This is a genomic window from Nostoc sp. CCY 9925, assembly GCF_963920935.1.
Classification (GTDB): Bacteria; Cyanobacteriota; Cyanobacteriia; order Cyanobacteriales; family Nostocaceae; genus Nostoc.
On record NZ_CAWUDO010000055.1, the window covers coordinates 40,119 to 57,660 of the forward strand.

Annotated in this window: 19 protein-coding genes; 8 read left to right on the forward strand and 11 right to left on the reverse strand. The window is 40.4% G+C overall.

The features are described from left to right. Window positions 1-15 precede the first annotated feature (15 nt). From ACM0OY_RS24400 to ACM0OY_RS24415, 4 genes are all read left to right on the forward strand, one after another. The gene (locus ACM0OY_RS24400; protein ID WP_414571412.1) at window positions 16-1,221 is read left to right on the forward strand and encodes an ABC transporter substrate-binding protein; all 1,206 of its coding nucleotides are present in this window, start codon (window positions 16-18) and stop codon (window positions 1,219-1,221) included. A gap of 208 nt (window positions 1,222-1,429) precedes the next feature. Then, window positions 1,430-2,107, forward strand: coding sequence for a class I SAM-dependent methyltransferase (locus ACM0OY_RS24405; protein WP_414571413.1), 678 nt, complete (start codon window positions 1,430-1,432; stop codon window positions 2,105-2,107). 323 nt (window positions 2,108-2,430) lie between these two features. Beyond that, window positions 2,431-2,865, forward strand: a complete 435-nt coding sequence (locus ACM0OY_RS24410; protein WP_414571414.1) for an Hsp20/alpha crystallin family protein — start codon at window positions 2,431-2,433, stop codon at window positions 2,863-2,865. Window positions 2,866-3,369: 504 nt separating this feature from the next. Next, entirely contained in the window at window positions 3,370-4,629 is a 1,260-nt protein-coding gene (locus ACM0OY_RS24415) for an alkaline phosphatase PhoX (protein ID WP_414571415.1), read from the forward strand. 183 nt (window positions 4,630-4,812) lie between these two features. Here the strand turns inward: ACM0OY_RS24415 and ACM0OY_RS24420 are convergent, their stop codons facing one another. Together ACM0OY_RS24420 and ACM0OY_RS24425 are read right to left on the reverse strand one after the other, a co-directional pair. Further along, window positions 4,813-5,172, reverse strand: coding sequence for a hypothetical protein (locus ACM0OY_RS24420; protein WP_414571416.1), 360 nt, complete (start codon window positions 5,170-5,172; stop codon window positions 4,813-4,815). After that, complete coding sequence (locus tag ACM0OY_RS24425; protein WP_414571417.1) at window positions 5,166-5,381, reverse strand: calcium-binding protein; 216 nt, start codon at window positions 5,379-5,381, stop codon at window positions 5,166-5,168. The genes ACM0OY_RS24420 and ACM0OY_RS24425 overlap by 7 nt, the downstream gene beginning before the upstream one ends. 338 nt (window positions 5,382-5,719) lie before the next feature. Here ACM0OY_RS24425 and ACM0OY_RS24430 point away from each other — a divergent pair, with 338 nt between their 5' ends. The 4 genes from ACM0OY_RS24430 (at window position 5,720) to ACM0OY_RS24445 (ending at window position 9,138) form a co-directional block, all read left to right on the forward strand. Next, a complete protein-coding gene (locus ACM0OY_RS24430; protein WP_414571418.1) occupies window positions 5,720-5,851 on the forward strand; it encodes a hypothetical protein in 132 nt (43 codons plus the stop codon). 230 nt (window positions 5,852-6,081) lie between these two features. Then, window positions 6,082-6,690 carry an rRNA large subunit pseudouridine synthase E gene (locus tag ACM0OY_RS24435; protein WP_414571419.1) on the forward strand — a complete coding sequence of 203 codons (609 nt, stop codon included), beginning with the start codon at window positions 6,082-6,084 and terminating at the stop codon, window positions 6,688-6,690. 164 nt (window positions 6,691-6,854) lie between these two features. Then, window positions 6,855-8,318, forward strand: a complete 1,464-nt coding sequence (locus ACM0OY_RS24440; RefSeq protein WP_414571420.1) for an MFS transporter — start codon at window positions 6,855-6,857, stop codon at window positions 8,316-8,318. 70 nt (window positions 8,319-8,388) lie between these two features. After that, a complete protein-coding gene (locus ACM0OY_RS24445; RefSeq protein WP_414571421.1) occupies window positions 8,389-9,138 on the forward strand; it encodes an SDR family oxidoreductase in 750 nt (249 codons plus the stop codon). Window positions 9,139-9,199: 61 nt separating this feature from the next. On the opposite strand, the gene ACM0OY_RS24450 is transcribed toward ACM0OY_RS24445, so the two are convergent. The 9 genes from ACM0OY_RS24450 to ACM0OY_RS24490 all read right to left on the reverse strand — a co-directional run. Next, window positions 9,200-10,111: a fatty acid desaturase gene (locus ACM0OY_RS24450; protein ID WP_414571422.1), complete on the reverse strand. Its 912-nt coding sequence runs from the start codon at window positions 10,109-10,111 to the stop codon at window positions 9,200-9,202. Window positions 10,112-10,567: 456 nt separating this feature from the next. Beyond that, window positions 10,568-11,176 (reverse strand): TetR/AcrR family transcriptional regulator, encoded by a 609-nt coding sequence (locus ACM0OY_RS24455; RefSeq protein ID WP_414571423.1) that lies wholly within the window; start codon window positions 11,174-11,176, stop codon window positions 10,568-10,570. A 232-nt stretch (window positions 11,177-11,408) separates the two neighbouring features. After that, window positions 11,409-12,776: an NAD(P)/FAD-dependent oxidoreductase gene (locus ACM0OY_RS24460; protein ID WP_414571424.1), complete on the reverse strand. Its 1,368-nt coding sequence runs from the start codon at window positions 12,774-12,776 to the stop codon at window positions 11,409-11,411. Window positions 12,777-12,914: 138 nt separating this feature from the next. Then, window positions 12,915-13,154, reverse strand: a complete 240-nt coding sequence (locus ACM0OY_RS24465; protein ID WP_414571425.1) for a hypothetical protein — start codon at window positions 13,152-13,154, stop codon at window positions 12,915-12,917. Between the two features lie 37 nt (window positions 13,155-13,191). Further along, window positions 13,192-13,860: a cytochrome c oxidase subunit 3 gene (locus ACM0OY_RS24470; protein WP_414571426.1), complete on the reverse strand. Its 669-nt coding sequence runs from the start codon at window positions 13,858-13,860 to the stop codon at window positions 13,192-13,194. Between the two features lie 105 nt (window positions 13,861-13,965). Next, a complete protein-coding gene (locus ACM0OY_RS24475; protein ID WP_414571427.1) occupies window positions 13,966-15,639 on the reverse strand; it encodes a cytochrome c oxidase subunit I in 1,674 nt (557 codons plus the stop codon). After that, the gene (locus ACM0OY_RS24480; RefSeq protein WP_414571428.1) at window positions 15,629-16,549 is read right to left on the reverse strand and encodes a cytochrome c oxidase subunit II; all 921 of its coding nucleotides are present in this window, start codon (window positions 16,547-16,549) and stop codon (window positions 15,629-15,631) included. Before ACM0OY_RS24480 ends, ACM0OY_RS24475 begins: the two co-directional genes overlap by 11 nt. A 25-nt stretch (window positions 16,550-16,574) precedes the next feature. Further along, window positions 16,575-17,195, reverse strand: a complete 621-nt coding sequence (locus tag ACM0OY_RS24485; RefSeq protein ID WP_414571429.1) for a DUF2231 domain-containing protein — start codon at window positions 17,193-17,195, stop codon at window positions 16,575-16,577. Next, window positions 17,192-17,542, reverse strand: a 351-nt coding sequence (locus ACM0OY_RS24490) for a DUF2231 domain-containing protein (RefSeq protein ID WP_414571430.1), incomplete at its 5' end; no start/stop codon positions are given. The genes ACM0OY_RS24485 and ACM0OY_RS24490, both read right to left, overlap by 4 nt.

Here is a 17,542-nt window from a genome sequence, read left to right on the forward strand (position 1 = left end):
AATATTTAGGCGTTTATGAAAAATGCGATCGCTCCTCAAACTGCATTCTTATTTATATGCTCCATATTGCTCGTAGCTTGTAGCAAAAGTGATAATCTTAATCCAAAAACAAATACATCTAATGCTATTCCCATAGGAATCGCCTTTGCCCAAACAAGCAATGTGGCATTACTTGGTCAAGAGGGAACCGATGGAGTAAAAATTGCCGAAAAGTATTTTAATCACACAGGAGGCATCAATGGTAAACCAATTAAATTAGTATTTCAAGATACTGGTGGCGATGAAGCTGGAGCCATTAATGCTTTTCAAACTTTAATTAATCAAAATAAAGTAGTTGGCATAATTGGCCCTACTTTATCACAACAAGCTTTTAGCGCCAACCCCATAGCAGATCGCAATCGAGTTCCAGTGATTGGAGCATCAAATACTGCTCAAGGCATTCCTGAAATTGGTGATTATGTTGCTCGTGTTTCTTCATCTGTAGCTGTGGTTGCTCCTTATTCCCTGAAAGCTGCACTCAAACAAAATCCTCAAATCAAAAGAGTAGCCGTATTCTACGCTCAAAATGATGCTTTCAATAAATCAGAAACGGAAATTTTTCAAAAAACAGTTAAAAATTTAGGATTGAATTTAGTTACAGTCCAAAAATTTCAAACTACAGATACAGACTTTCAAGCTCAAGCCAGCGATGCTATTAATTTAAAACCAGATTTAGTAATTATATCGGGGTTAGCAGTAGATGGAGGTAATTTAGTTAAACAATTACGAGAACTTGGTTATAAAGGATTAATTATTGGTGGGAATGGTTTTAACACATCGCATATATTTTCTGTGTGTAGAGCGCTTTGTGATGGCGTGATTGTTGCTCAAGCTTATAGTCCTGTATATCCTAGTGAGATGAACGCGGTATTTCGCAAAGCTTATATTGAACAATATCAAAGAGAACCACCCCAAGTTAGCGCTCAAGCTTTTGCAGCGATGCAGGTATATATAGAAGCTCTGCAATCTTTAGATAAAAAAAGCGAAATTAACAAATTAACTTTGCCACAGTTACGTACACAACTGAATCAGGAGCTATTAAAAGGAAAATATCAAACTCCTCTTGGTGAAATTGCTTTTACACCAACAGGTGATGTCATTCAAAAAGAGTTTTATGTTGCACAATTAAAAATGGAAGCAAACGGTATTAAAGGTAAATTTTCATTCTTAAACATAAAATAAATAATGAATGTCAATGTACAATAGACTTCTTGGGTAAATACTTGTTTGCATCACGCAAAGACGCAAAGAAGGAATTTAAAAGAATGGCTTTTGCAAAAAGTCTAATTTATAATTCAGAATCAATTAGGCAAGCACTACCAAGAATTAGAATCACTAAATCAAAGATAGATTTAATGTGAGCTATTCCCAATCCAAAATCTTATAAGCTATGGACAAAAACGAACAAGAAATTCTCCATTCATGGGCAGTAAACGCCCAACCCTGGACGCGTGTAGTTCGCGACCAACTTCTTGAAAGCCGCGCTTTAGTCACAGACAAAGCAATTGTAGAAGCCGTAGTTGAACTTGAACCGCGAACCTTTTTAGACATCGGATGTGGCGAAGGGTGGTTGTGCCGTGAACTGTTCCGTCGCGGGTTTGATGGCTGGGGAGTTGATGGCATTGCCGAACTTGTCGAATCAGCGCGATGCCTTGGTGATGTCCGCTTTGTCGTGTCTTCCTACTCGGATCTTCCGTCACAAAAATTTGGCAGCATTAACCAGTTTGACTGCTTCATCTGCAATTTTTCACTGCTTGGAGAACGCAGCCTCGGCGAGATAGCCCAGGCTAGTAATAGTTTGTTAGCTGATAAGGGAAAAATAATCATTCAAACACTTCATCCTCTGATGGCTTGCGGTGACTTTCCATACTCTAATGGATGGCGCGAGACTTCTTGGCAAGGAATCGCTTTAGAGTCGTTTGCTGCTGCTCCTTGGTACTTTAGAACAATCGAATCATGGATTTGTGAGTTTCATCTAAAAAATTACCGTTTGTTGAAGTTAATCGAACCCTGTCACCCAAAGACTAAAAAACCAGTCTCAATTTTATTCATCTTTGAGCGAGAATAATATAGCGATCGCCTTTAATTTTTGAACTTATTTCTGTGAGTAGTGACTGGATAATTAGCCTTTTTTTATTTACGGATTTTGTTCAACAAGAAAACCTTATAATCTCAAAAATTAAAGTAGATTCTGGTTTACCGAACCAATAATTTTTCGGTTTTCTCTACATGATAATCTCCCTAGCTTCGCTGACGGTAATCATCATTAATTAGACGTGAAAACCGAATTTACAAGGTTGTTAATTTTCAATAACATGGCAATTAAAGGAAGGATTTAAATCTTCATTGAGTTCGGGTAAAAACTACTATTACTACAAGGAATAAGCTGATATGCTAGTTCGTTACAGCCCCTGGCAAGAATTGAATACTCTAGAACGTCACCTCAACGGTTTACTTGGAGATACTAAAGTACCATCTGCACGGTTTGAAAAAGCCTTAATTAGAGTTCCCGCCGCTGAATTGCAAGAAACTAAGGATGCAATTCATCTTAAGCTAGAATTACCAGGAATCTCAGCTAAAGACCTCGATATTCAAGTCACTCAAGATGCTGTGCATATTAGTGGCGAACGTAAGTCTGAAACTAAAACTGAAGAAAAAGGTACTACTAAGAGTGAATTTTATTACGGTAAATTCCAACGTGTAATTCCTCTATCTACTAGGGTTCAAAATACCAATGTGACCGCCGAATACAAAGACGGCATTTTGAATTTGACACTACCTAAAACTGAGCAAGAAAAGAACAAAGTTGTCAAAGTGAATCTATAAACGGTTGCCAATGGGTTGTAAATAAAACTACTCTACCTCCTTTCAGAGATTGAAATAGCTAAAAGCCCAGTTATGATAGTGACTGGGCTTTTTTATTTAAGCTATATGAAGGCAATTTCCTAAAGCTTACTTGATAGCGATCGCCTTCTACTTTCCAATAAGTACAAGATTAGGTTATACGTTCATCTATTGGATAACATAGTTTTTATTTTATTTTCATAAAGCTATTTTAATCTTCTCTTAACATAAACAACTTAAGTTATCTCCAGAATGCCTATGGATGAGAGCTTGCCTCTAAATAAATGTAAAGGAAGTCAAATCAGGCGCTCTGTTTATTTATGCAAAAAAGCCATTAGAAATTTGTATGTTTTTTCTCTTAATTTAATGCCTTAAATAATCTTTTTTTAACCTCTTATTAATTTGAAAAAACCTGCTCCTCCTAGATAATTGAGGCTGGCTATTTGCAACAAATTAAGCCTTGTCCAAAACATTAGGGGGTCTACATTGAATCTATCGAGACGTCAGTTTTTTACCTTGGCAGGGGCATCGGCTACAGGTGCTGTCCTTCTATCTCCTTTGCAAGCATTCTACGCTAAACCCGCGATCGCTGCTGGCCCCTACGGCAATTTAGTCCCCGACCCCAACGGAGTATTAGATTTGCCAGCTGGATTCACTTATCGCAGACTGTCCGAAACAGGTCAAACGATGAATGATGGTTACCGAGTACCCGGTGGTCACGATGGTATGGGTGCTTTTACAGGAGCTAATGGCAATACGATTCTAATTCGCAACCACGAACTCACTCCTTCTTCTAGCAATGGTTTGAACGCTCCTACTGGCAGCAAATATAACTCAAATGCAAGGGGCGGTTGCACTAAATTAGTTGTTAGTTCTTCCCGCACCCTGGTAGAACATCGGGGAGTCCTGGCAGGGACTATTCGCAATTGTGCCGGTGGTTCTACCCCTTCAGGATCTTGGCTAAGCTGTGAGGAAACCTTTGAAACCAATAACGGCAAGAAGCATGGTTATGTGTTTGAAGTTCGCAGTAATGCAACAACTTTTGTTACCCCCGTCCCACTAACCGCAATGGGGCGTTTTAATCACGAGGCTGCTGCTGTAGATCCCAACACAGGGTATATCTACATGACAGAAGATCAAGGAAATGGACTGTTCTACCGCTTCATTCCTAACCAAAGCAACAACCTGAGTGCTGGTGGCTCGTTATACGCCTTAAAGATTACAGGGTCATCTGGAATTAACACAGCTACAGGTTTCCCAAAAAATACACCTAGAGCAGTGGAATGGGTACAGATTAATACTCCCGATCCCGCCACTGATACCGTCAGAACAGAAGGGTATAACAAAGGTGCTGCCAGATTTTCAGGTGGGGAAGGCATCTTTTATGGGAGCGGTTATGTCTACTTCACTTGCAAGAGTGGGGGTAGTTCTGGAGATGGGCAGATCTGGCGTTATTCGCCCACTAACAATACCGTTGAACTCTATATTGAGCCTAACAATTCTGGCGTCTTAGACAATCCAGACAATATTGTGGTTTTTCCCAACCGGGACATCTTCCTCTGTGAAGATGGGGATGGAACGGATTATATTCTGGGCATTACTCCCAGTGGCAGTCTTTACAAGTTTGGCAAGAATGCCCTCAATACATCAGAGTTCGCCGGGGTCTGCTTCTCCCCGGATGGCCAGACGATGTTTGTCAACGTACAGAGTCCTGGAATTACCTTTGCTATCTGGGGACCCTGGTAATATAGATATTTGCAATCAAGCGATCGCATCACAAAAACAATCTGGAAAATGCGATCGCTCTATAAGCTAATGAGCATTTAAGTTGCATAAAACCAGGGATAGAGCCGCTTACTACAAGCGAATCACTCTGGAAAAATGAATGACGATTAGCTTATCTGCAATGCCTAGATTTGCTATTACAATTTAGGCAACAACAACGAAATTAGCTTCAGTTAGTGGAACACCACTATATAATTGTGCGAATTGTACTTGACTAAATGCAGCTCCGTTACCATCTTGGTCAAAGAACAAGACACCTGCACTGCTGTAGTAGATAAATCGCTGAGTGTCTGTTGTCGCGGCTGAACCGATGGTAAACTGACTAGCCAAAAGTGTACCTGCTACTAACCCGCCACCAAAACTAGCAGCCGATACCTGAATATGCTCAACACTCGCGTCAAAGTCAGCAACATAATCAATGCCTTGATTGTATGCATTAAAGCCAAAGGTATCAATGCCATCAGACCCGTGCAGAATGTCATGGCCTTTGCCTCCAATTAGCAATCTTCACTGACAATATCCCCAGGGCTATCAACGATGTAAGTATCGTTACCCGCTCCACCTTTCAATGTATCGTTACCAGTGCCACCATCTAGTGTGTCGTTACCTGCTTCACCACTGAGGAAGTCATCGCCCTCGTAGCCATAGATGATGTCACCGCTTGTGGTGCCGTTGAGGACATCATTAACACCAGTACCCTTGATAGTTGCCATAAGTTATACCTACTGAAATTAATTGTTTTAGAAACTTGAGATATTAACCTACTGGTATTACTGTTTTCAGGCACAGAAAATTAGCCGAAAATTATAGTTTTCAGTATAATATATTGCATATTTAGTAAAACTAGTTTCTCCCTGAAATCACGCTTTTAATATGTTTAAAAGCAGCTATTGACTAGTATGCTTACACAGTTGATTGGGTTAATTTAATCACTATAATCTTTGTTCAGTTGGGTGTCACTACTTGAAGTGTAATTTGTTTGACTTTGCCTTACTTGTATATTTATATATTTTTAAATAAAAATACTGGGTACTATAGAGTGAGGTTTGATGTGGATTTTACTGAGAGTAGTGATCGCTATCCTCAAGGCAATATCTGGGTATGGCTACACCTACACACTACTGATATCCTTGTTATAGAGACTTTTAACGCTAAATATATGTATGGAGCGATCGCCTTTTAGAAACCTGACCCATACTTGTTATTAAACATCAAGTGCAAAACTACTAGTATTTTAAATTACGATTTAATTATTCAGTGGGCATCGACTGAAAAGTAAAAGTTATTATCAGTTAAAGCTTTGGATGCATCAGGATATAGAAGTGGGCGAGATAAGGGGACAAAATGATAACTTGCGACAAGTCTTTCCCCCTGTCCTCTTTTTCATGCCCAATGACAAATGACTAATGACCAATGACAAATCACCATCGATATATTATTTTTTACAAACCCTATGGCGTTCTCAGCCAATTTACCAAAGAGACTCCCACACATAGCACTCTCAAAGATTATATTGATGTACCTGATGTGTATGCTGTGGGACGCTTAGATTGGGACAGTGAAGGTTTGCTGCTGTTAACCAACGATGGGCAATTGCAACATCGCCTTGCCCATCCGCGTTTTGCTCATAAACGCACTTATTGGGTACAAGTAGAACGAATTCCCGATGCAGAGGCGATAAAAAGGTTGCAAACAGGTGTGGAAATTCAAGATTACCGCACTCAACCAGCAGAAGTTAGGCTGTTACCAGAAGAACCACAGCTACCTGAACGCAACCCACCGATTAGATTTCGCAAAAATGTACCAACAGCTTGGCTGGAAATGACCTTGACTGAGGGAAAAAACCGCCAAGTGCGGCGCATGACTGCCGCTGTGGGGTTTCCGACTTTGCGATTGGTCAGAGTCAGCATCAGCCACATACAATTAAATGACCTGCAACCGGGTCAATGGCGCGACCTGACTGCATCTGAACTGGAATCTCTGCATAATTTCAGTAAATCAAAAAGTTTTCCCCGAAGATAAAAGATCAACTGCAAAAGGCAATAAGGTAAAATACGGTAAATTGATAAACTTACCGTATTTTATGAATAGTAGTTTATTAAGCTTGACAGTAATGGTAGCAACTTACAATTAATATACGTATGCAAACTATTCATAACCGTAAAGTTAAAGGCGGAGACTAAACGTTGGCAAAATTGCAAGCACAACCTCTGGCTTTGTCAGGTTCTCAAAAAAATTGGGTTTTAGTTGGTGTGGGGCTTGGGGTGTTCATGTCTACCTTGGATGTGGGTATTATCAATGTTGCTTTACCCACATTGGTAGAAACCTTTGACACCACTTTTCCCATAACTCAATGGGCTGTATTGAGTTACCAGTTAGTCAGTTCCGGTTTAGTGTTGGGAGCAACGCGGCTGGGGGATATGTGGGGTAAGAAGTCCTTATATCAAGGTGGACTTGTTTTGTTCACTTTCAGTTCGCTGTTGTGTGGTCTTGCACCTGGTATCGAGTGGTTAATCGGCTTTCGCGCACTTCAAGGATTAGGTGCTGTGTTCATCTCTGGGCTTGGTTTGGCAATTATCACAGAAGTTTTTCCTTCTTCCGAACGAGGTCGAGCGGTGGGCATTATCGGTAGTGTGGTGTCATTGGGTATTGCTTTTGGCCCTTCGGCTGGCGGACTACTGCTGGGTTGGTCAGGTTGGCATAGTATATTCTTAATCAATGTACCACTGGGGATCGTAGCTAGTTTCTTAGTAGCTCGCGTAGTGCCACCTTCTGTAGGTATTGAGGGGAAACAGAAATTTGACCCTTTTGGAGCAATATTAGCTTTATTTACTTTGGGTAGTTTTGGGCTAGGTATGACAGTAGGTCAAAGCCAAGGCTTTAGTAGTATCAATGCATTGATATTACTAGCGATCGCCGCTCTTAGTTTGACAATTTTTTTGGTAGTTGAAAGAGTCATAGAGCAGCCACTACTAGAACTGCACTTGTTTGGCAATCTTCAGTTGAGTATGAGTTTGCTCAGTGGTTGGCTAGCGTTCATCGTTATTGGAGGTTCGCTACTAATCGTCCCATTCTTTTTAGAGGGAGTAAAGCAATATCCCACAGTAAAAGTAGGGTTGCTACTTGCAGTATCGCCTGTACTGAGTGGGTTCATTGCCCCCTTGGCTGGAACACTTGCAGACCGCTTTGGTGCTCAACTGATTAGCTCAATTGGCTTGGGGTTGATGATTGGCGGCTGTTTAGGGATTAGCACCTTTAATGCAGAACTTACTGAGTTAGGCTACGTGTCCCGTTATTTTATTTACGGTATTGGACTGGGTTTATTCCAATCCCCCAACAACAGCGCCGTTATGGGAACAGTACCTCGCGAACGGCTAGGGATTGCCTCTGGGTTGCTGTCTTTGTCACGCACTTCAGGTAATACCGTAGGAGTTTCTCTATTTGGGGCAGTATTTGGAGGGTTAATCGCTACTATGGCTGGGGGTGCAGATGTGTCCGTTGCTCCTCCTGAAGCGATGGTTGTTGGCTTCCAAGGAACTTTTCGTTTTGCAGCTTTAATACTATGTGGTGCAGCAATGGCATCTGTTTTGAGGTTGAGGAAGGGGGGATGGCTTCGCCAAGGGGAAGGGGAAAAGGAGAAAAGGAATTAAACAAAGTTCTTACCCTTTTCTCTACCCGAAGAGTTTTGACTAATGACTAATGACAAAGGACAAATAACAAATGACAGGTAAATTACAAGGCAAAGTAGCAATTATTACTGGAGCTTCATCTGGAATTGGAGAAGCAACAGCGATCGCCTTAGCAGCAGAAGGGGCAAAAGTAGTCCTGGCTGCTAGGCGTGGTGAGCTTCTTGAGGCATTAGCACAACGCATCGAAGCTAGTGGTGGTGATGCTCTGCCCGCTGTCACTGATATTACTGATGAAACTCAGGTAAATAACTTAGTGAGCAAGGTGAATGCAGAGTTAGGTCGGATAGATATTGTAGTTAATAATGCTGGTATTGCCTTGCTCGGTACTATTGAAACAGGAAATCCGGCAGACTGGCGGCGGTCTTTTGATATTAATGTTTTAGGATTGCTGTATGTTACTCACGCAGCTTTACCCATTTTAAAACAGCAACAATCGGGGCATATAGTTAACATTTCCTCGGTTGCTGGCCGGACAGCACGGGCTGGTGTAGGTGTTTACAACGCTACTAAATGGGGTGTAAATGCTCTGTCGGAAGCATTGCGTCAAGAAGTCTACAAGGATAATATTCGCATTACCATCATCGAACCTGGCTTAGTTGACACAGGTATTGATGACCATATTACCGATCCGGTTAGCAAACAACGTATCCAAGAACGGCGCAAATCAATCACACCTCTACAAAGCGAAGATGTTGCTGCTGCGATCGTTTATGCTGTTAGTCAACCACCACACGTTAATGTCAATGAAATCCTTATCCGGCCAACTGGACAAGACAACTAACACAAATAACTAACAACGAAGTTAGGGTAGCACTGCTGTGCCACCCTAGCCACGTATTCAATTATTCACGATTAACAACTAGGCATTTACCTGTAAGCATATCTTTGAGGATTACTAAATATTCACTCAATGAAATATACACTGTTTTGTCTGGTAGAACATTTGTTTGAGGAAATGGTCGAGTGTAAATATTAGACATGGAGTGATGTAATGAATGTTCTAAACAATGGTTATGGGTAATAAACAGAAAAAATCTTTCTAAGATACCAGAAGGTTTCAAGTTTCTAGTTTGTAAATTACGTTCTTTTAGGTCTGCCTCCACAATTAGATTTCCATGCTCTATCAATTCACAATGATGAACCATAAAAGATCCCATCCAACAGGTAATAAAATAAGAAATTACAATTTTGTCTGTAGTTACTCCTAATAGTAAATGCGAAGTATACCCAACTCCGCCCCAAATAATAATCCGCATCAAAATAGAAATTATTAATTTTTTAAAGCAATACTGCTGTTTAAGTTTTGGATGTCGCGATATTTGGAAACTTGCTACGATTAAAACAAACATGTTTCCAAAACATATTTCCAAAAAGTTATAAATAATTCGCAATGATTTATTCTTAATTTCTCCTAAAGGATGAAACTCTATATCTTTGTAAGTATTCACTTGAGAATGATGATAAGGATGTACTATGTCAAAAGTTTGTGGGTCGAGAAAAATTATCCAAGATAATATTAAGTAAAAAAGCTTATTGTCGATATGTGGCAAATATTCATGCCAACATTCATGCATAAACTGTGCTAATAAACAAAGAATATAAACTCCTGGAAAAAGCATAAACAACAGTGAGAAAATATTTAAATAAGCATAGATGTAAGGCAAAAAAAATAGATACATCAGCCAGATAAGTATTGTAGATACGAGCTTTATAGGCTGTTTTTCTACTATTTCAATAGTAGTAATAGTTGTCATATAATTCCTCACAATAGTTATTGAAACAACAATTAAGACATCATTAAATAGAAGTATTTTCGGTTTCATCCGTTCATTAGATATTAACCAAAAAATCAAAAAATCAGCTATATACATTCAACACTACCTGAAGATTATTAGACATAATACTTAATTCTTCAGTGATAAAATATCAGGTTTAATTTTGACAAAACCTCAGTTGTTCTAGACATAATCCTGAAGTAATGTATGATAAATAATGTTATATTAAATACTTGTATATCTCTCTAAATCCCACTTCCTCATGGAGGCTTTGAGAATATAATGTTATTCCCACCTTGTTTTAGCAGAGCTAATTTAATTCACAAGGTAAAAATTTTGTCAATATGTGTAATCAGCATCAGGCGATCGCCTTTGCTGTTTCTCTACTAGGATCGAGATTGTAGATTATTTATCGCCAACGTGATACAAGCTGTATTAGAGGGTAGTGATGCTGATACCACGCACAAAAATATCTACACAAGTTTCAATATACTCCTCACAGTTATAGTTGCCTTGGTTGAATTTTGCAGTACGACATAGCATTCCAGCTAACAGCATTCCTGTAAACATATCGACTGCTGGAAATGGATCGACATCTGCTTTAACCATGCCTCGTCTTTGACCAGATTGCAAGTAAGCTACCAGTTTTTCCCTTAATGGCTTGGCAGCTTCTTCAATTACTTGTCTGGCGGCCTCAGGGTGACGCTTGGCTTCTCCAATGAAGGTGCGAATTAAGTCTTCATGTGCCTCTAACATAGTATTGTAAAGCTGGGCATACTGTTTTAAATCAATTTTCAAATCCTGTGTCCATGCTTGCGGGTGTGCAAGAGCTTCTATCTGGAGTGCGAAAACATTTTCGATTACTGCTCCCAAAAGTTGTTCTTTGCTAGTAAAGTGGCGAAATAAAGTCACTTCATTCACGCCAGCAACACGAGCTATTTCACGGGTAGTTGCTCCTTGAACCCCTAAAATAGCAAATACTTGCGAGGCTGCTTCAATTAAACGTTTACGGGTAAGGAGTGACGAACGGATGGCTTTATTCATTTATGCTGGCAAGTACTCACTGATATCACTAGGTTATGTTGAAAAGGATAATTCATAATGCAATTCCTAAAATTTATAACAGTTTTGAATCGCCTGAAGTACCGCAACTACTAAGGCTAAACTGACGAATAACTGTTACGAGTACGCGTATTCATCAATAAATTATCATTTTCATTATAATTAAATATCAGCCTGCCAGAAAAACTCTTCTCCACTCCTCACTTCCTACTTACTATTCCTTTTTCTCCTTTTCTCCTAACATTCTCATTAATTTTCTTGCAACTAAAACACTAACGACTCCTGCACCAACTAACTCTACTGCCTGTACTACCTTTTTACCCATATCGTCAGGACCGAGGTGGTGATGAAAAATCTCTTCATCCAGCCATTCACTTGTAGCTTTAAAGTCATGAATTGGGGTTGGTAATAGTGTTAAATAAGTCGCTTGACGAATTAAGTGTGCAGGTTCGCCTGCAACTTCAAAAACATTGAATAAGTTGGCGGCAGCATCATTTAGCCCTAACTTTAAGAGGGTTCCTCGGATATTAACCTTCTTATTTTTAGGGTCTTCTCCTATTGCGATCGCTTTCAAATTATTGGCAATATTAGCTCCTTGTTGATAAGCTACTTGGGCTGTTGGTGGCAGCGAATTATCCTGAACAGCTGCACAGTCACCGCCTGCAAAAACTTCTGGGAAATCGAGTAATTGCATAGTAGAAGTAACTAGGAGACGATTGTGAGGATCTCGATGTTCTTGAGGAATTGGTAAGTTTTTAATTAGTGGATGGACGGAAGTACCAGCTGTCCAGATTGTAGTGTATGTTAGCAGGGTGTTTACTCGGTCGTTACTCTTATATTCAACTACGTTGGAGTGAACAGCAGTGGCTTCTGCTCCCGCGATAATTTCAATTGATGCAGTACGTTTTTGTAATTCTTTTTCAGCAATTGGGCGTAATGGATCGTTAATATCGCCATCCAGAATTTTTTGCCCATGATTGAGTATCATCACACGAATTTCAGTTGAATTACCGCCTAAAGCGCCGTACCAATGTGGGAGAAAATCTGCTAAAGTAGCTGCCATTTCCACACCAGAAGCACCACCACCAACTATAACTACTGTTAATAGTTTTTGACGCTGTTCTGCATCTTCAGTTTTAACTGCTTTTTGTAAACATTCACGTAAATGACGGTCGAGAGCGATCGCATCTGCTTGTGTCCAGAAAGGAAAGGCGTTTTCTTTGGCTCCTTCAACACCATGATAGCCAGTAACACTACCTAAAGCTAATACTAAGTTACTGTATTTGTAGGAGTTTCCTGAAGATAATTGGACTTGTTGTTGATGCAAATCTATCGACTGCACTGTATCTTGAACAAAGATAACACCGCTACCCCGAAGTAATTCCGAAAAACGCGGTACTACTTGAAAGGTATCCATTTCGCCATCAAAATATTCATACAGTAATGGCTTAAAGCAAAAACGCTCATCTTTATCAATCAAAATTACAGAGCGAGGATAATGTTCGTGAGCTAGGTTTAATGCTGTAAATAGTCCGGTAAAACCACCGCCGACAATTACAGTTTGATAAACTGGACTGTTCATAAATTGGGGACTAGGGACTGTGGATTGGGGAGATGAGGGAGCAGGGAAAGTAGGGGAGGCAGGGGGAGAAATAACTAATGACCAATGACCAATGACCAATGACCAATGAATAATGACTAATGACCAATGACTAATTTGCTATACAAATAAAAAGAAAGCAATGAGAATGGCACTAAGAACAATAGCGAATACAATAGCGTATTCGACTCTGCGGCTAAAAAATCCCACAGCGGCAACTAGAGCGATCGCTAGCCCAATAATGCCAACATACTGTTCTTTTTGTAAGTTACGTGCAATCAGTGGATCTTTGTTTGTACCAGGTGCTGGAGCTTCTTGAATTGCTCTTGGAGAGGGTAATTCTTGTGCTAATAACTTCATAAATTTACTCCTGAAAAGTTTTGATTTTTGAATATTTTTATGCTCGCCACAAATAGAGGAGTGAGAATAAAAAGACCCAAATTACATCAACAAAATGCCAAAACAAGGTAGTTGCACTCACACCGAAGTGACCTTTGTTGTAATTATCCCGAATAAATGAGCGAATAAGCATAATTATCTGGAGAATTACACCAGTAAGAACGTGGAGACCGTGGAAACCTGTTAATAGGTAAAATGTTGAACCAACTAGTCCTGTGCTTAAACCAAAATCGAGTTTGCTCCACTCAATTCCTTGACTAACTAAGAAGTAGGTTCCCATTGCGATCGCCATCAACCAAAGCCAGCGAAATGTGATTAAACTGCCACGCTTGAGAGCATTTTCGGCTGGTTGAATCACAAAGCTGCTAGAGAGCAAAACCACTGTATTAATAATCACAAAATTAGACAATTCCACTCCTGAAACACCAGGGGGCAGCCAATTTTTTGAGTGCGTCAATCTCAAAGCCACATACGTAAATATGAAACTCAAAAAAACTAAGCTTTCTGATAGCAGGAATACACTAAACCCGAACATCCCTTTGCCATGATGGTCTTCAACATTTCCGCCCCCACTTGGCAAAAAACGTTGCAACCAATTTGGTAAATATCGCCGCCACCGTTCAAAACGGATGGGACTTTCATCTATATAAATGATACGACGGGTCATAAATTAGTCATTGGTCATTGGTCATTGGTCATTAGTCATTAGTCATTAGTCATTGGACTTTGGGCATTAGTTATTTTCCCCTCAGCCCCGCGTCTGGCCATCGCCTCATCTGTGTTGTACTGATTCGCCGTTGTCAGAATTTTCAATCACAGAGTATTTAGGATCGCCATAGTCGTAAGGGGGTCTTTTCACAACCGGAATCTTCTCAAAGTTATCTCGCGGTGGCGGTGAGGTGGTTGTCCATTCTAATCCAGTGGCGTGCCAAGGATTATTTACTGCTTTGGGCCCGTGTAGGCAGGAAGCTAGCATGTTAGCGATAAAGGGCAATATGGATACTCCTAGCAAAAAGCTTCCTAGACTAGCGAGAACATTCCATCCTTGATACTGTGGGTCGTAGGAGGAGATGCGACGCAACATTCCCTGTAAACCCAGTGGGTGCATAGGGAAGAAAGTCAGGTTGGCACCGATAAAGGTTAACAAGAAATGCAACTTACCCCAGCCTTCAGCATACATCCGTCCACTAATCTTGGGAAACCAAAAGTAAATGGCTGCGAAAATTGCCATTGTGATGGTGTTGAAGACAATGTAGTGAAAGTGACCTACCACAAAATAAGTGTTGTTGACATGAATATCGAAAGGTGTGGCGGCAAGCATCACACCAGTAACACCACCAAAAATAAACATTGCTGCACCGCCCATTGCAAACAGCATTGGTGTCTCCAGGTGTAGTTTACTTTTCCAAACTGTGGCAGTCCAGCCAAATGCTTTAACACCAGTGGGTATAGCTACCAACATTGAAGTCACCATAAAAGTCATCCGCATCCAACCAGGGGTAGCACTGGTGAACATGTGATGCACCCAAACAAAAATGCTTACTAAAGCAATGCCTACAGAAGCAAGTGCTAATGAACGATAGCCAAATAAAGGATTCCGGGAAAAGGCGGGCAAAACCTCTGCAAAAATCCCAAAGGCTGGCAGTGCCATGATGTAAACTGCTGGATGGGAGTAGAACCAGAAAAGATGTTGATAAATTATCGGGTCGCCATTTTCTAAAGGTTTGAAAAATTGTGTTCCGAAAGCCAGGTCAAATAATAGTAATACCAATGCACCTGTCAAAAAAGGCAGGTTAATTAGCTGCAATAACTGGGCGCTAAGGACTGACCAAATAAACACAGGCATCCGGAAAAATGTCATTCCTGGCGCCCGCATCCAAAAAATTGTAGTAATAAAATTGACTGCTCCCATAATGGAAGAAATGCCAATCAGTACCAAACTTACAATCCAAAATAATTCACCGTTAATCGGTTGGTCGGGGGGATATTGCAGACTAACGGGTGGATAAGACCACCAACCAGCTTTTGCGGGGCCGTTGGGTAGCAAAAAGCTAGACACTAAAAAAATACCTGCTGGTGGAATAATCCAAAAAGAAATCGCGTTGAGTAAAGGAAACGCCATATCCCGCGCTCCAATCATCAGGGGTACTAAGTAATTAGAAATACCTGCATTAAACGGGATAATCCACAAGAAAATCATGATTGTCCCGTGCATAGAAAATAAGCTGTTGTAGAGGGGGCGATCGACTACATTTAATTCAGGTGTAAGCAGTTCGGCACGAATAAGCATTGCCAACAACCCGCCAATCAGGAAGAAAATGAAGGTCGTGACTATATACTGAACACCGATAACTTTATGGTCGGTGCTAAAGCTGAAGTATTGTCGCCAATTATCAGCAGCCTCGTTTGGGAAATTTCCCGAGTTAGGAATATTATCATGTGTCATTACTGACTTTCCTTTGATTAGCAATGCCAGATTGAGTGGGTGCGACAGTGTACCAGCTGGTTTTAAATAATGTCTTCGGCGGTTGGCTATATTCAGCAACAGCCTGATTTTTTATCATCATTGGTTCACTGGTTACTTGAGTTAGCCATTGGTTATATTTTTCCATCGATTCGACATAGACATCCGCATCCATCAAAGCAAAATAAGTACCGCTAAATTGAGAATCTTTTAGTTTATATTTGCCAACACGAATGGGTGTAACTACAAGGTCAATTTCTCGTCCAGGAATGATATCCTGTTTTAAGCGAAATTCTGGGACGTAGAACCCATGAATTACCTCCTGGGCGTGCATATTTAGACGAGTACGGCGATTAACTGCAAGATGTAATTCATTACTATTAATATTATTTGGATAGCGAAAAGACCAATCCCATTGCTTTACGAAAACATCAATTGTTTCGTCAGCTAGTTTGGGAGTATCCTTAACTTCTGCGGCATAGGCTGTTTCAGATTCTAGAGGAGTATGCAAATGGACAATTTGCCTTAAACCTAAAATATCTAATTGCTGATAAATGTTGAAACCTTGAAAAGCTATCCACATTACTAACAAAGTTGGCGTTACCGTCCAGAGGATTTCTAGCCTCACATCGCCTCTAGACGGATGCCCTTCAGTGTAATCTTCCTTGGGTGTGCGAAAAAAGAGTATTGAATAAATCATCATACCAACAAGGCCAAGGAAAATGAACGATCCAACTGATACTAAAAAGCTAAACAAACTATCTACTTTTTGTGCTTCTGCTGTTGCTTCAGCAGGCATCCAATAATATGCTTGCTGCCCAATCAAATTACTGACTACGAGCAATACTGCTATAGAAACAACTATTAGTAAATATTCTAAAAATATCACCATATAATTTGATAAATTATAGTTGAATTCATTGATATAAAATTGGCAGAAGTAGCAAATTGGGATTTTTATCCTGTTGGATTAACTTGGCCGCAGTCACATGAATTCCGAACTGTTCCCCTAGTTGTGCCCCTAAAGTTCCGTGGACATACAAAATACCGAACATTGCAATACCTACTAACAAGTAACTCCACTGCACTTGTCGAGAAGCATCGTTGCGCCAGCGATCGCGTTGCAAACCTCTCCATACAGCCATAGCTACAACGATCGCCAACAATAAAACACCACCTAAACCATGCAATAGCATTGTCCAAGCAGCACTTAACCCCCAATCACTCTTTTGATTCAGTGGTGGATTTGCCAGCAGTAACTCAAAAAAACCAAATGCAACGGTGAAAAATGTCACAACGGCAGATCCTATTAGGTTGTACCAGCCAACATCGAAGAAGCTAGAACGGATGACAGGAAGACCCAGAAATTTGAAAATTGGTCGCTCTAAGTGAAAAAATGCTCCTGCGATGTCAAACAAGATGCTGATAATGAACAAGCCTAGTGTTAGATGTACTAATTGTGGATGTATGGGAATTTCGTAAGGCAATCCGTTAGCACCTAACCTCAATCTTAACTGTTCGATTAGTTGCGAGTTCATGGCCAGATCTCCTGCTTCGTTGCTTCAACTACAGGCTCGACATGCAACCCGTATACCCAAAATAGTTTGCTTCCCAGATATACTTGCAAGAACACCAGACAAATCAAAAAAGTTGCTACACCAAGGTAAGCTGGCGGTATCTTCAAGGAATTACGGTTACGAATTACAAGACGCCAAGCTGTAATAGCGACTATAATCACCGCTAACGACCAGCCCATAACCGTGTGAAAATTCAGTGTTGGCTGAACTGCTTCGTAATTGTTTGCCAGACCTGCTTCAAACTGACCAAAGATAAGGTTCTTGTCAGCTTTTGGTGATGATGAAAGGTTACGCGCTTTAAGGCAGAA

Excerpts from the sequence above, each read along its gene's own strand:
- ACM0OY_RS24410 (WP_414571414.1), top strand. The coding sequence starts at position 2,431 with ATGCTAGTTCGTTACAGCCCCTGGCAAGAATTGAATACTCTAGAACGT.
- ACM0OY_RS24425 (WP_414571417.1), bottom strand. The coding sequence starts at position 5,381 with ATGGCAACTATCAAGGGTACTGGTGTTAATGATGTCCTCAACGGCACC.
- ACM0OY_RS24480 (WP_414571428.1), bottom strand. The coding sequence starts at position 16,549 with ATGGTGATATTTTTAGAATATTTACTAATAGTTGTTTCTATAGCAGTA.
- ACM0OY_RS24450 (WP_414571422.1), bottom strand. The coding sequence starts at position 10,111 with ATGACAACTATTACTACTATTGAAATAGTAGAAAAACAGCCTATAAAG.
- ACM0OY_RS24455 (WP_414571423.1), bottom strand. The coding sequence starts at position 11,176 with ATGAATAAAGCCATCCGTTCGTCACTCCTTACCCGTAAACGTTTAATT.
- ACM0OY_RS24475 (WP_414571427.1), bottom strand. The coding sequence starts at position 15,639 with ATGACACATGATAATATTCCTAACTCGGGAAATTTCCCAAACGAGGCT.
- ACM0OY_RS24460 (WP_414571424.1), bottom strand. The coding sequence starts at position 12,776 with ATGAACAGTCCAGTTTATCAAACTGTAATTGTCGGCGGTGGTTTTACC.
- ACM0OY_RS24405 (WP_414571413.1), top strand. The coding sequence starts at position 1,430 with ATGGACAAAAACGAACAAGAAATTCTCCATTCATGGGCAGTAAACGCC.
- ACM0OY_RS24445 (WP_414571421.1), top strand. The coding sequence starts at position 8,389 with ATGACAGGTAAATTACAAGGCAAAGTAGCAATTATTACTGGAGCTTCA.
- ACM0OY_RS24485 (WP_414571429.1), bottom strand. The coding sequence starts at position 17,195 with ATGAACTCGCAACTAATCGAACAGTTAAGATTGAGGTTAGGTGCTAAC.
- ACM0OY_RS24400 (WP_414571412.1), top strand. The coding sequence starts at position 16 with ATGAAAAATGCGATCGCTCCTCAAACTGCATTCTTATTTATATGCTCC.
- ACM0OY_RS24470 (WP_414571426.1), bottom strand. The coding sequence starts at position 13,860 with ATGACCCGTCGTATCATTTATATAGATGAAAGTCCCATCCGTTTTGAA.
- ACM0OY_RS24465 (WP_414571425.1), bottom strand. The coding sequence starts at position 13,154 with ATGAAGTTATTAGCACAAGAATTACCCTCTCCAAGAGCAATTCAAGAA.
- ACM0OY_RS24435 (WP_414571419.1), top strand. The coding sequence starts at position 6,082 with ATGACAAATCACCATCGATATATTATTTTTTACAAACCCTATGGCGTT.